This is a genomic window from Bradyrhizobium sp. AUGA SZCCT0176 (genome assembly GCF_018130145.1).
Lineage (GTDB): Bacteria > Pseudomonadota > Alphaproteobacteria > Rhizobiales > Xanthobacteraceae > Bradyrhizobium.
In genome coordinates, this window is sequence record NZ_JAFCMB010000002.1 from 274,913 (window position 1) to 287,873 (window position 12,961).

A 12,961-nucleotide genomic window follows, 5' to 3' on the forward strand; every position below is an offset into this window, starting at 1 on the left:
CGCGGCGGGGGCGAGCGCGCCTTGAGGGAACAAGCACAGGACACATATGATAAACGTGTGTCCGAATACCGGAACGCGCGACGGGCGAAGGAGAAGGCAGCATGAAAGCGGCGGTCCTGGAACGGCGCGGAGCCGACGGCGTCAGCTGGCGGGATTTTCCCGATCCGGCCCCTGCCCCCGGCGAGTCCGTGCTCAAGGTCGCGGCCTCGTCGCTCAATCGCGTCGATCTCTACATGCGCGACAACGGTGCGGGGATCACGCACACCTTGCCGCAGGTGATGGGCGTGGAGGCCGCGGGCGAGATCGTCGAGGCCGAGCCCGGCAGCGGGTTGAAGCCGGGCATGAAGGCCATTCTGTTTTCCGAGGCGTTTTGCAACAATTGCCGCTATTGCCTCGCCGGCGACCAGCCGCTGTGCGAGAACGTGAAGATCATGGGCGAGCATCGCCATGGCGGCTTTGCCGAATATATCGCGATGCCGAGCCGCTGTTTCTTCCCCTTGCCCGACGACGCCGATCTGGTCGCGGCCGGCGCGCTGATGACGGGTCACCTCACCGCCTGGCGCATGCTGTTCGGCAAGAAGACCTTGCAGCCCGGCGAGAGCGTCCTGATCGTCGGCATCGGCGGGGGTGTCGCGGTCGCCTGCCTGCAGCTTGCAAAACTGGTGGGCGCGCGGGTCTTCGTCACCTCGTCCAGCGATGCGAAGATCGAGCGCGCGATCGCGCTGGGCGCCAGCGGCGGCGTCAACTACCAGAAAGACCGGGTGTCGAACGCGATCCTGCAAATGAGCAATGGCGGCGTCGATATGGTGATCGACAGCGTCGGCGAAGCGAGTTGGGGTGAATCGCTGCGGTCGCTGCGGCGCGGCGGGCGGCTTGTCACCTGCGGCGCGACGACGGGTTCCAACCCGCCGGCCGATCTGCAACGCGTGTTCATCCGCCAGCTGGAGATTTACGGATCGACCGGCGGCAGCCTCAGTGAATTCCGCCAACTGCTCGATGTATTCAATCGCGATCTGGTGAAACCGGTCATCGATGCGACATTTGACATGGCGGACATACGCGCCGCATTCGACCATCTCGCGTCCGGGGCGCAATTCGGCAAGGTGTCGCTGGTGCCGTGACAGGCAGGCCGCAAACAGGCGCGGCCTGACGCAGACAATTCGGCGCCGGTGTCGAAACTTGATCGACATCGGCGCCGGACCGCTCACTTCTTGCAGGCGGGATCGACTGGGGGAATGATGTCCGGGCCCGGCTCGATCTTCTTGATGTGGTAGGTCGGCTTGCCATCCTTACCCGGCAGGATCTGGCTGATGGCCATCCGCCGCACGGCCTGATGATCGCCCGCGCGCATCTCCACGTCGCCAAGCACCGTATCGGCCTTCAGGCCCGACAGCGCCGTCCGCACGGCGTTGATGTCGGTCGAATTCGCCTTGTTGAGTGCGGCCGCGATCAGCTGAATGGCGGCGTACTGGTCAGCGCCGGTGTAAGGCGGCAGTTCACCGTTGTACTTTTCACTGTAGGCCTTCACGAAGTCTTCGGCCTGTGCGCCCGGAAAACCGGCAACGAAGCCGATGTTCTGATAGACGCCCAGCACCGTGTCGCCCTGAGCGGGCAGCGTTTGCGGGATCACGAAGGAATTTCCCAGCACCATCTTGTACTTCTTGAACAGGCCGAACTGCTGTTGCTGCTTGGCGAGGTTGATGGCGTCGCTGCCGAAGATCGTCACGAACAGGCCGTCGGCCGGTTCTGCGCCGAGCTCGGAAATCTTGGCGCCGAAGTCCGGCGTTCCGAACGGGGTGAACAACGTCTTCGCGATCGTTCCACCCTGCGAGGTAATCAAGCCCTTGAACTTGTCGGCGGAGTCGCGCCCTGCCGCGTAATCAACCGCAATGATGTCCCATTTCTTGACGCCCTGGTCCTTCAGGAATTCCCTGTAGGAACCCATGATCATCGAGTCGTTGGCGTTGACCCGGAAGTAATTCGGCGAGCAGCCCTTGCCGGTCAGACCATCGGCATTGGCCATCACTTCGACCATCAGGGCTTTCAATGCCGGAAGTTTCGCCTGTAGCGCCGGCGAGACGGACGAGGTGTCCATTCCGGTAATGAACAACGCGCCATCCTTCTGGACGGCGCGCGTGGCGCCGTCCACGGCGGTATCAGGCGTGCCGGGATAGGTGATGAAGACGGCTTCAAGCTTCTTGCCGGCGCCGCCGCCGGCGGCATTGATCCGCTCGATCGCCAGATTGACCGCCTTGGTCTGGGTTTCCTTCAGGCCGGCCAATGGCCCGCTGTCAATCAGCAGCACGCCGATCTTGACGGTATCGTTGGCGGAAGCCGTGGTCGACACCGTCGTTGCCATCGCGATGGCGAGGGCCGCCGAAAGCAGCGCGCCGAAGCCCGTACTGGTAAGTGCCTTCCTCATATTTGCTCTCCCTACGCCTGGTTTTAAATTTTCTTACAACGCCATCAGTGCCTGGTTCTCAGGCGCACCGATCGCCGGTGTCGGTCCTAAGCCGACGACTTCTCCCTTGGCCAGAATGATGAAGCGATCGGTCGCACGCTTGACCAGATTCAAATGCTGCTCGACCACCAGCACGCCGGTTCCGGCCTGGCGGATGGTATTGAGCGCGCCGACCAGCCCGTCGATCAGCACCGGCGAAAGGCCCTCCGACGGCTCGTCGAGCAAGACGAGACTCGGATTGGCCATCAGCGCCCTGCCGATCGCCAGCATCTGCTGCTGGCCGCCGCTCAACATGGTGCCGGGCCGGTTCGCGCGCTCTTCGAGCACCGGGAACAGTTCGTAGACGGCTTTGAGATCCCAATACCCCGCCCTGCCCGTCGCCTTGCTGAGCAGCAGGTTCTCCTTGACGGTCAGATTGGGCAGGATGCGACGGCCCTGCGGCGCAATCGAAATGCCGAGTTTCGCCGCCATATAGCCGGGCAGATGATCGACCCTGCTGTCATGCACCCAGATTGCGCCGGAGATGATGTTGGTCTCGCGAAAAACCGAGAGCAGCAGCGTGGACTTGCCCGCCCCGTTGCGGCCCACCACGGCCACCGATTCCCCTTCATTGACCGTGAGGTCGATCCCATGCAGCACCGTCGAGGCGCCATAGCCGGCAACCAGCTTCTCGATGCGGAGCGCGCTCATGCCGCGGTTCCGAGATAGGCGGCGACGACGCGATGGTCGGCGCGAATTTGCTGGGGCGTGCCGGTGGCGAGGTGGCGGCCGAGGTCGAGCACGGTGACCTTGCCGCAGCACGCGAATACCGCGTCGACATCATGCTCCACCACGACCGCCGCAATCTTCCGCTCGCGCACGAGATCGCGCAGATGCTCGAACAGGTGCAGGGTCTCCGCCGCCGAAAGGCCGGCGCCCGGTTCGTCCAGCAACAGCAAATGCGGGCGGCCGATCAAGGCCAGGGCGACGTCCACCCTGCGCTGCACGCCGTAGGCGATGCGGCCGGCTTTCTGGTGCAGATAGCCGGCGAGATCCATCACCTCGATCACGTCGTCGAGCCTGTTATCGCCAAGATGCTGCGCAACCAAATGGAGCTGTTCGTGAACGGTCAGATCCTGGAACACGCTGGTGCGCTGGAACGAGCGCGCCATGCCCTGCCGGCGCCGCCAGGCCACCGAGCGCCGCGTGATATCCTCGTTGCGATAGTGGACGGTTCCCGCGACCGGACGGCGGCGGCCGCAAACCGCGTCGAGCAGCGTGGATTTACCGGCGCCGTTGGGACCGATCACACCGTGAAGAATGCCGTCGCCAAGGACTTCCAGATCGACGTCCGACAGGGCCCGGACCGATCCATAGCTCACGGAAAGATTCTCGATCTTGAGCATGTCAGGACGTCTCCCGTCGTCCGCCGAAACCGAGCTTCCGCAGCCATGCCATGCTCGACAATCCGCCGACGACACCGCGCGGGAAAACCACGATGAACACGACGATGGCGATGCCGGTCAAAAGCTGCGTCAGCCCGCGCGCGCCGAATTCATCCTGCGCAAAGGAAAAGATCACGCCGCCCAGCAGCGGTCCCACGGAGCCGGCGATGCCGCCCATCAGGGCCGCGACCAGCGAATTGGTGCTGACCGAAATTCCGAGGCTCTCCGGCGAGACGAAGCCGGCGTTGAGCACGTGCAGCAGGCCGGCAACGGCGGCGACGATGTTGACGAGCACATAGGCGATCAGGCGCGGCAGATAGGTGTCGAATCCCGAGAACCGCATGCGTTCCTCGTTCTCCCGCACCGCGCGCAGGATGGCACCGAGGCGGGAGCGGCCGACGGCCCACAGCGCCAAGCCGGAAAGCCATGCGGCGACCCACATCACCACCCAGAACCGCGCCGGGCTGGCAAAGTCCGCGGCCTCCATGCCGAATACCGTCCCCTTGAAGCTGACGACGAGCCCGTCGGCGCCTCCGGTATAGTCGCGCAATGCTTCCAGCATGACGGCGTGGCTGATCATCTCGCCGGCGGCAAGCGTCAGCATCATGAAGGCGAGCGGATTGGTGCGCACAATGAGCGCGCCAAGAACGGTGGCGTAGACGACAATGATGAGAAAGGCGGCGCACAACGCCCACACCGGGGTCAGATTCCAGTCGTTCATGGCGATGGCGAACAGCAAACCGGAGCCGCCATAGATGCTCGCCGCGCCCAGCGCCACCAGTCCGGCCTGGTTCATCAGGAACGCGACGCTGAGGGCGAGCATGCCGAGCAGCAAGCCTTCATTGGCCAACCGGAGCACGAAATCGCCGGCGAAGCGGGTTGGCGCCACCGCACCCACCACGAACACGATCGCAACCGCGACAAGGGTCAGCGGCACGCGCAGGGACGATCCGCCCATCGCGCCAAGCGGGGCAACGCGCTCGCTTGCCGCGGTCGTTGTCCGGTTACTCAATTGAGCACCCTGCCGCGCCCGATGCCGCGGGGAGCGACCAGCAGCACGATCATCAGCAAGATGTAGGGAACCAGGGCAGCGATATTCGGCAGGAAAACCGATCCCGCGACCTGCATGAACCCGAACAGCAACGCTGCGACGATCGCGCCACCAATGCTTCCGGTGCCGCCGATCACCACGATGATGAGGCAGTTGACGATCATCGTCACGTCCATTCCCGGGTCAATCGACAGATAGGGACCTGCCAGCACGCCGGCGACACCGGCGAACGCGGTGCTGAGGCTGGTCACCAGCAAGCTGAGCCGGTCGGCATTGATGCCCATCATGCGCGCAACGGACGGATCCTGACTCACCGCGCGGACATAGAGCCCCGAGGAAGTGTATCTGAGCCACAGGGCAAGAAGCGCGCACGACCCCAGCCCCATGATAATCAGGAAAATGCGGTAGACCGGATAGGACAGGTTCAGCACCGTGACCGAACCGGACAGGATTTGCGGCGCATCGACGCTGCGCGCAACGCCGCCATAAAAGAAGATGATGATCTGCCCGAGGATGATGCCGAGCCCGAGCGTGACCAGCGCGACCTCGATATGCGACCTGCCCTGCAGGGGCCGCAGCGCCAGATACTCAAAGGCTATTCCGAGCAGCGCGAGCAGGATCGGCACCACGATCAATGCCAGCCAGAATCCACCCACCAGCGAGACCGTGTAGCCGAGATAGGCGCCGAGCATGTAAATCGCGCCGTGACCGAAATTGATGACGTCGCGCAGCCCGTAGATCAGCGCAAGGCCGCTGGCGAGCATGATCAACAGCGAGGCAAGCGCCAGCGAATTGGCGATCAGCAGCGCGATCACGCCGGCGCCCTCTCGTCATGCGTCCGCGGACGAAACGCGTCCGTCCGATACGCCGTCAACTTGCGCACCCGCTTCCGCAAAGGACCCTCCCCGCCACGTTAGGCGTGCGCCAACGATCCGATCGCGGGCGTGACGCCGAACTGCTTCTTTTCCCGCCGTGCCGGCGGACCGGGTCTATGCCCGCTATTTAGTACACGTGTTTATCATATACTTCTATGCCCCGCAAACGCAAAACGCCAACCAACCTGCGCTGCTCTGCCACACGTATGCCGTCACACGCCGGGAGTTTGCTCGATGAACTAGTACACAAGCGCAACGACGCGGCGGATTTCGGCGCACAAACTGCAAGCCAACGAAGATCAACTGTCGAGCGCGTCCAGATCGGCCATCGCCGTCGTCATCCGCCCGATCATCGTCAGCGTGGTGGCCTCGGGCTGCATGTTCGGCAACAGCGGCGAGTGACATAGCGTGATCGTCCACATTGCGAGCGCGTGCACGATCTGCTGCCGATAGCGCCGGAAGCTGAGGTCGAAGTCCGGCTTGACGCCGGTCTTCTCCGCGAACCGCTCGATATAGCGGGCCAGCAGTTCGCGCTCCCAGCTCCGGCGATCATCCGGCGTCAGCGACGCCGTCACGGCGTAGGCGAAGTCGCGTGACCAATGGCCGCGCGACAGACATTGCCAGTCGCACAACCCCATTTGGCCCGAACCTGTCCGGTACCAGTTGCCGATGTGCACGTCGGAGTGAATGAGGCCCTGCGGCTCGCTGTCATGCAGCGCAAGTGCGCGCATTGTTGCGGGCCAGACATCGTCGCGGCGCGCCATGACCGCAGCTGGAATGACGTGAGCGGCGGCGTCAAACGCTTTCCTCGTGTAATACTCGGTGCCCATTTTCGCCGCACCGATGGTGAACCATCGGGGATAGCTGGCGAGCCAGCGGTAGCGTTCGGCCAGCGTCGGATCGCCGTAGAAGCGGCCGTGCAACGACGCCAAGAGATCGATCATGTCGTCGGCCATGGCGCGGGTGACGTATGTCTTGTGATTGCAGAACGTCGCTGACTTGGTTGCGACCAAATCTTCCAGCAGATGGATCGCCGCAAACGTTCGCCGATCATAGGCGGAATGATAGCACAGCGGGGCTTCGATCTCGAGCTGGGCGCGGATCTGCGTAAAGAAACTGCCCTCCACGCGCGCCGTGCCGTTGAAGCCGCCGATCATGCGGGTGACGATACTCGGCAGCGACTTGGTGAAGATCGAGACCGGCAAGCCGGCGCGGCGACCTTCCTCGTTGTAGGACACTCTTAACTGATGCCGCTCGTGGGTGCCTGCACTCGCAGGCTTGATTTCAACGTCTGTGACAATGGCTCCCGGGACCTTGCCGCAGAGGACCGCCGTCAGCCATTCAGGCGTAACAGCGTAAGGTGTGCAGGGCACATCGTCGAACCGGCGCGCCATTGGCCGCGCCAGGCGCTCGTAAGCGACACGTCCACTGATTTTCAGCGCGGCCAAGGCCGTATCTGTTGATTGTCCCATCTTCTCAATTTCCCCTTAAGCGGCGCAAACCTCAACCGATCACACGTTCCCGACGCAATTCGCCGATTATTTCGGATGACAGACCTATTTCACCCAGCACGTCGTCGGTGTGCTGTCCCAGCACCGGCGGCGGCCTGCCTGCGCGACGTTCCGCCCCGTTGATCAGAACAGGGTGACCGACACCCTTCAGCCTACCCGCGGTCTGGTGCTCGTAATCGACAATGATGCCGCTCGCTTTGGTGTGCGGATGGTCGAGCAACTGCGCGATCGAATTGATCGGCGCGCAGGGCACGCCGACGCCGGTCAGCACCTCGTTCCAGTGCGCGACGGAATTTTGCCGCAGCGCCGCCTGGACATGGCCGAGGGTTTCCTTGCGGTGCGCAACGCGATCCGCATTGGTCCTGAATCTGATATCATCGACGATTGCGCTCAATCCGGTGACCGCACAGAATTTGCGCCAGAGATTGTCGTTGGCGACCCCGATCATGATCGGCCCGTCGGCCGCCTCGAAGGCCTGATAGGGACAGAGCGATTCATGGCTCGATCCGCATTTCGGCGGCTGAACGCCGCGCTCCCAGAAGGTCTGGAGGTTGTAACCGAGCAGGCCCAGTGCGGTTTCGAACAGCGAGACCTGGATCTCGCCGCCCTTCCCGGTTTTTTCCCGCGCATACAGCAGCGCCAGAATGCCGCTGAAGGCATGCACACCGGTCATCTGGTCGATCGGCGAGATCGGACTGCGGATATAGCCGCCGTCCTCGTCGCCGGTCATCGACATGACCCCGCAAAATGCCTGCAGGATCACGTCATAGCCGGGCGAGTTTTTCAGCGGCCCAGCGCGGCCAAACCCGGAGATGCTGCAATGAATCAGGCGGTCATTCAGGGTGCGCAGCGTTGCCGCGTCGATGCCGAGACGCTCGGCCACTCCGGTTCCAAAGCTTTCGATGGCGACGTCGGCGGATTTGGCCAGCGCGTGGACGATCTCGCGGCCCTTCTCCGTTTTCATATCGACGGCGATGCTACGCTTGTTCCGGTTGGCGCTGAGAAAGACCGTGCCGAGGCCCGGCGCCGGAAACGGCGGCCAGCCGCGCGTCTCATCCCCCTGGCCGACGGTCTCCACCTTGATGATGTCGGCGCCGAGATCGCCGAGATATTGCGCACATAGCGGACCTGCCAGGACCTTCGACAGGTCGAGGACGCGGATGCCGGTCAGGGGTTTTGACACTGTCGTTCTCTCAATTGAGTTGCGCGAGCCGCGGTAGATGAAGTTTCGACGCCGGCATCAGTCAGGCGCCCGGCTGAGCGGACGAGAAGGCACCTGCCATGTAGGCGGGAAAGCCGTATTTCGTGACCAGCAGATAATCCGCCGCGCGGCGCTGATCCTCGGAGAAAGAGGCCCGCCATTGGTCTGCCACGGCATACGCCCGCGCCAGCCGCTCACGCAGCGCGCATTTGCCGTCGGTGACAGGCTCCGCCTCCAGCCAGAATGCGGATTGCGCAATGACGCCATCGAATGCCGGCGCCTTGCCCGGGCCGTGAAAACCGGCGCGGGCGAACGCGTTTGCAAGCGTTGCATCTGCTCCGGCCTGCAGCGCCTCGGATACCGCCGCCACGGCCTGTTCGACGGGCGCCGGAATGCCTCCCGCCTTGCGAAAACGGTCATGATCGAGCCGCCCGAGAAACAGCGTCCTGATCATGTTGCGCGGCTCGCGCCGCTGGATGAGCTTTGAGAATATCTGCATCTCGCTGCGGATCGCCGCATCAAAGGGTTGCGGCAGCCCTTGCGCGACGCAATCGAGAATAGCGAGCGGCGCCGGATAGTGCCCAAGTGTTTCTGCCAGAACACCCTCGCGTTTCCGCTCGATGATTGAAGCTGCATCATCGACATCCACCGGCCGCCAACTGGAACGGTCCCAAGGCTGCGACGCCGATGGATGCGACAGCACCCATCGTTCCGCCGCCGCCACCTCTTCGCCGGCAGGAACCAACTCATCGACCACGCCGGCGGCAATAGCGGCCTGGCCGGACAGCCGCGCACCGTCCAGCAGGATCGGAAATGCCTTTTCGATTCCGGTCAGACGCGGCAGCCGTTGGGTTCCCCCACCTCCCGGCAACAGCCCGACCAGAGACTCCGGCAAGCCAAACGCGACCTTGGGATCATCGACCATGACCCGGTGGTGGGTCGCCAGCGCCAGTTCGCCGCCGCCGCCGAGCGCCAGGCCCGCGATTGCCGCCGCGACCGGCTTGCCCGCGGTTTCGATTCCACGCAGCGCCTGACTGAGGCGGAAGAAATGGTCGAACGCCACGCGATCCCGCGTCTCGGCCGGCGCTGCCATGATCATGTCGTAGGCCAATCCCAGTTCGGCGAGATCGGCGCCGGCACAGAATGCCGATGGCTTTCCCGAGCGGATCACCACGCCCTTGACGTCGCTGTCGCGGAGCCACCGGCTGAAAATGGCGAGTTCGGCAATCGCGGCGTTGGAGAACACATTCATCGGACGGCCGGGCATGTCGAAAACAAGATGCAGGACATTGTTTTCGCGGCGTTCGGCGCGGAATTGCTGCAACTTTCGCAGTTCGTCCATGGGCTTCCTCTCCGCCGTTGTTTTTTGCCCTATAGCATATCGTATATCTGTGTACTAGTTTAAACCAACAGCTTTGCCGCCTTGAAAAATGCTCTACTTCGGTTGCAGCGATGATGCCGCAGGGCGCGAAAGTTCTGACACTGACGTTATTTACCGCTGATGCAAAAAGCCCGCGGCGCCAGCTTGCCTTTTACCATCCTCGAACATATAGTACACTACCTAACTAAATTGATGTGGACGGATGTCGATGATCGAGCGCACCATTTTCCGCGAGGAACATCATATTTTCCGGGAATCGGTCCGGCGCTTCGTCGATCGCGAGATCGTGCCGTTTCATGCGCAGTGGGAAAAAGACGGCATCGTGCCACGGGAACTGTGGCTCAAGGCCGGCGCCGAGGGGCTGCTCTGCTGTACCGTTCCGGAAGAATATGGCGGCATGGGCCTCGACTATTTGTTCGACGTGGTCGTGTTCGAGGAATTATGGCGTTCCGGCGCGAGCGGCCCGGGGTTTCTGATCCACACCGATCTCGTGGCCACCTATCTGCTTTCGTTCGGCACCGAAGCGCAAAAGCGGCAATGGCTGCCGAAGATGGTGTCGGGCGAAGCGATCGGCTCGCTCGGCATGACGGAACCGCACGCCGGCAGCGACCTCAAGGCGATCCGGACCCGCGCGGTGCGCGATGGCGATGATTTCGTCATCAACGGCCAGAAGGTCTTCATCTCGAATGGCCAGCTCTGCGATTTCGTCGTGCTGGCGACCAAGACCGACGGCAGCGCCGGCGCCAAGGGCGTGACGCTGTTCATCGTCGAGAGCAACCGGACCGGCTTTCAGCGCGGAAGAAACCTCGAAAAAATCGGGATGAAGGCCCAGGATACCTCCGAACTGTTCTTCGAGAACATCCGCATTCCCGCGACCAATATGCTCGGACAGGAGGGTAAGGGTTTTGCCCTGATGATGACGAAGCTGTCGCAGGAGCGGCTCGCCCAGGCGATCCGATCCGCCACCGTCACCGAAACCGTGATTGACTGGACCGTTGAATACACGTCGGGCCGCAGCGTGTTCGGTCAAAAGCTCGCCAACTTCCAGAATACCCAGTTCAAGCTCGCCGATCTCAAGACCAAGGCAACGGTCGCCCGTGTCTTTACCGATCGATGCATCTCGCTCTTCATGGAAGGAAAGCTCGATCCGGTCGACGCCGCGATGGCCAAGATGTTCACTTCCGAACTTCACTGCGAAGCGGTCGATGAATGCCTGCAATTATTCGGCGGCTGGGGTTATATGACGGAGTACCCGATCGCGCGCGCCTATGTCGACGCCCGGATCGTCAAGATTGCGGGCGGATCGATCGAGATCATGAAAACCATCATCGCCCGCCAGATGTTCGCGCAATGTGGTTTTGCGCTCACCAAGAGCGGTTGATCGCATTGATGCCACACGGCCGGCGGACGCCAAGGTATCCGCCGAAACAGAACAGACGACCGAAGCGTCGCAAACCAAGGGAGTGAGATTTGAGAGGCTTATCAGGCAAGGTAGCGATCGTTACCGGCGGCGGCCAGGGCATCGGCCGCGCCATCACCCTTCGGCTCGCGGAAGAAGGCTGCAAGGTCGCGATTTTCGACATCAATCCCGACGCCGGACATGAGACGGCGAAACTGGCGCCGCAGTCGGCGATCACGACCTACACCGTCGATGTCGGCGACCGCGCCTCGGTCGATCGCGCGGTCGCGCAGGTCGAGGCCGAAATCGGCCCCATTTGGGTTCTCGTCAACAACGCCGGCTGGGACCGGCCGATGCCGTTCCTGAAGACCGACAAGGAACTCTGGGACAAGATCATCCGCATCAATCTGTATGGTCCGCTCAATACCCACCACGCCATCGCGCCGCTGATGGTCGAACATGGCGGCGGCCGTATCATCAATATCGCCTCCGACGCGGCCCGCGTCGGCACCAGCGACGAGGCGGTCTACTCGGCCTGCAAGGGCGGGTTGATCTCCTTCACCAAATCGATCGCCCGCGAACTCGCCCGCAAGAACGTGCTGCTGAATGCGGTGTGTCCGGGTCCCACCAACACGCCGATGATGGCGGCGGTGCTGGGCGAAGGCGAACAGGCTGTGAAATGGAAGGACGCGATGGTTCGCGGCATTCCCTTAAAGCGCATGGGCGAGCCCGACGACTATGCCGGGATCATCGCTTTACTGGCGTCGGACGACGGCAAATTCATCACCGGACAGGCCATCTCGGTCTCCGGCGGCATGAACATGATCTAGCAGATGTGAGGTTTAGCGATGATAGCAGATCCGACCAAATTCACCGACGTAATCTACGAAGTCCGCGATCGTGCCGCATGGATCATCATCAACCGGCCCAAGGTCTATAATGCCTTTCGCGGCCAGACCCTCGAAGAACTGATTCAGGCGTTCCAGATTGCCGCCAACGACCGCAACGTTTCGAGCATCGTGCTGACCGGCGCCGGCGACAAGGCCTTCTGCACCGGCGGCGATCAGTCCGCGCATGAAGGACAATATGACGGCCGCGGCGTCGTCGGGCTGCCGATCGACGAGCTGCAGGGACTGATCCGGGATGTTCCGAAGCCTGTCATTGCACGCGTCAATGGCTTTGCGATCGGCGGAGGCAACGTGCTGGCGACGCTGTGCGACCTGACGATTGCCGCCGACACCGCGCAATTCGGGCAGGTCGGACCGAAGGTTGGCTCCGTCGACGCCGGCTGGGGTACCGCCTTGCTGGCCCGCCACGTCGGCGACAAGAAGGCGCGCGAGATCTGGTTCATCAACGACCGTTACACCGCCGAACAGGCGCGCGAAATGGGGCTGGTCAACAAGGTGGTTCCGGCCGCCGAACTCGATGCCGCGGTCAAGGACTGGACCGACAAGCTTGCGCAGCGGTCACCGACCGCGATCGCGCTCGCAAAGCGCTCGTTCAACGCCGACAGCGACAACATTCGCGGTATCAGCAACCTCGCCCTACACGCCGTGAAGCTCTTCTACGATACTGCGGAATCGAAGGAAGGTGTCGCCGCCTTCAACGAGAAGCGGACGCCGGACTTCCACAAGTTCACTTAAGCTTCGACAATGAAC

The 12,961-nt window shown here is 62.7% G+C and carries 12 protein-coding genes; 4 read left to right on the top strand and 8 right to left on the bottom strand.

The features are described 5' to 3' along the window. Positions 1-101: 101 nt before the first annotated feature. Positions 102-1,121 (top strand): zinc-binding dehydrogenase, encoded by a 1,020-nt coding sequence (locus tag JQ600_RS06345; protein ID WP_212489750.1) that lies wholly within the window; start codon positions 102-104, stop codon positions 1,119-1,121. Between the two features lie 83 nt (positions 1,122-1,204). Here the strand turns inward: JQ600_RS06345 and JQ600_RS06350 are convergent, their stop codons facing one another. The 8 genes from JQ600_RS06350 to JQ600_RS06385 form a co-directional block, all read right to left on the bottom strand. Beyond that, positions 1,205-2,422, bottom strand: a complete 1,218-nt coding sequence (locus JQ600_RS06350) for an ABC transporter substrate-binding protein (RefSeq protein WP_212386029.1) — start codon at positions 2,420-2,422, stop codon at positions 1,205-1,207. A gap of 33 nt (positions 2,423-2,455) precedes the next feature. After that, a complete protein-coding gene (locus tag JQ600_RS06355; RefSeq protein ID WP_212489751.1) occupies positions 2,456-3,151 on the bottom strand; it encodes an ABC transporter ATP-binding protein in 696 nt (231 codons plus the stop codon). Continuing rightward, the gene (locus JQ600_RS06360; protein ID WP_212386031.1) at positions 3,148-3,846 is read right to left on the bottom strand and encodes an ABC transporter ATP-binding protein; all 699 of its coding nucleotides are present in this window, start codon (positions 3,844-3,846) and stop codon (positions 3,148-3,150) included. Before JQ600_RS06360 ends, JQ600_RS06355 begins: the two co-directional genes overlap by 4 nt. 1 nt (position 3,847) lies before the next feature. After that, entirely contained in the window at positions 3,848-4,897 is a 1,050-nt protein-coding gene (locus JQ600_RS06365; protein WP_212386032.1) for a branched-chain amino acid ABC transporter permease, read from the bottom strand. Then, positions 4,894-5,751, bottom strand: coding sequence for a branched-chain amino acid ABC transporter permease (locus JQ600_RS06370; protein WP_212268821.1), 858 nt, complete (start codon positions 5,749-5,751; stop codon positions 4,894-4,896). The genes JQ600_RS06365 and JQ600_RS06370 overlap by 4 nt, the downstream gene beginning before the upstream one ends. A gap of 359 nt (positions 5,752-6,110) precedes the next feature. Continuing rightward, positions 6,111-7,283, bottom strand: coding sequence for a phosphotransferase family protein (locus tag JQ600_RS06375; RefSeq protein ID WP_212268822.1), 1,173 nt, complete (start codon positions 7,281-7,283; stop codon positions 6,111-6,113). A 31-nt stretch (positions 7,284-7,314) separates the two neighbouring features. After that, positions 7,315-8,505, bottom strand: coding sequence for a CaiB/BaiF CoA-transferase family protein (locus JQ600_RS06380; protein ID WP_212268823.1), 1,191 nt, complete (start codon positions 8,503-8,505; stop codon positions 7,315-7,317). A gap of 61 nt (positions 8,506-8,566) precedes the next feature. Beyond that, positions 8,567-9,865 carry an enoyl-CoA hydratase-related protein gene (locus JQ600_RS06385; RefSeq protein WP_212268824.1) on the bottom strand — a complete coding sequence of 433 codons (1,299 nt, stop codon included), beginning with the start codon at positions 9,863-9,865 and terminating at the stop codon, positions 8,567-8,569. Positions 9,866-10,112: 247 nt separating this feature from the next. Here JQ600_RS06385 and JQ600_RS06390 point away from each other — a divergent pair, with 247 nt between their 5' ends. The 3 genes from JQ600_RS06390 to JQ600_RS06400 all read left to right on the top strand — a co-directional run bounded on the left by JQ600_RS06390 (position 10,113) and on the right by JQ600_RS06400 (position 12,946). Then, the gene (locus tag JQ600_RS06390) at positions 10,113-11,285 is read left to right on the top strand and encodes an acyl-CoA dehydrogenase family protein (protein ID WP_212386033.1); all 1,173 of its coding nucleotides are present in this window, start codon (positions 10,113-10,115) and stop codon (positions 11,283-11,285) included. 89 nt (positions 11,286-11,374) lie between these two features. Further along, a complete protein-coding gene (locus JQ600_RS06395; RefSeq protein ID WP_212268826.1) occupies positions 11,375-12,133 on the top strand; it encodes a glucose 1-dehydrogenase in 759 nt (252 codons plus the stop codon). A gap of 18 nt (positions 12,134-12,151) precedes the next feature. Beyond that, on the top strand, positions 12,152-12,946 hold the full coding sequence (locus JQ600_RS06400; protein WP_212268827.1) for an enoyl-CoA hydratase-related protein: 795 nt from the start codon (positions 12,152-12,154) through the stop codon (positions 12,944-12,946). The last annotated feature ends 15 nt before the right edge of the window (positions 12,947-12,961 follow it).

What these genes read in the sequence shown, in the direction of transcription:
- JQ600_RS06345 (WP_212489750.1), top strand. Translation starts at nt 102, where the DNA reads ATGAAAGCGGCGGTCCTGGAACGGCGCGGAGCCGACGGCGTCAGCTGG.
- JQ600_RS06350 (WP_212386029.1), bottom strand. Translation starts at nt 2,422, where the DNA reads ATGAGGAAGGCACTTACCAGTACGGGCTTCGGCGCGCTGCTTTCGGCG.
- JQ600_RS06355 (WP_212489751.1), bottom strand. Translation starts at nt 3,151, where the DNA reads ATGAGCGCGCTCCGCATCGAGAAGCTGGTTGCCGGCTATGGCGCCTCG.
- JQ600_RS06360 (WP_212386031.1), bottom strand. Translation starts at nt 3,846, where the DNA reads ATGCTCAAGATCGAGAATCTTTCCGTGAGCTATGGATCGGTCCGGGCC.
- JQ600_RS06375 (WP_212268822.1), bottom strand. Translation starts at nt 7,283, where the DNA reads ATGGGACAATCAACAGATACGGCCTTGGCCGCGCTGAAAATCAGTGGA.
- JQ600_RS06385 (WP_212268824.1), bottom strand. Translation starts at nt 9,865, where the DNA reads ATGGACGAACTGCGAAAGTTGCAGCAATTCCGCGCCGAACGCCGCGAA.
- JQ600_RS06390 (WP_212386033.1), top strand. Translation starts at nt 10,113, where the DNA reads ATGATCGAGCGCACCATTTTCCGCGAGGAACATCATATTTTCCGGGAA.
- JQ600_RS06400 (WP_212268827.1), top strand. Translation starts at nt 12,152, where the DNA reads ATGATAGCAGATCCGACCAAATTCACCGACGTAATCTACGAAGTCCGC.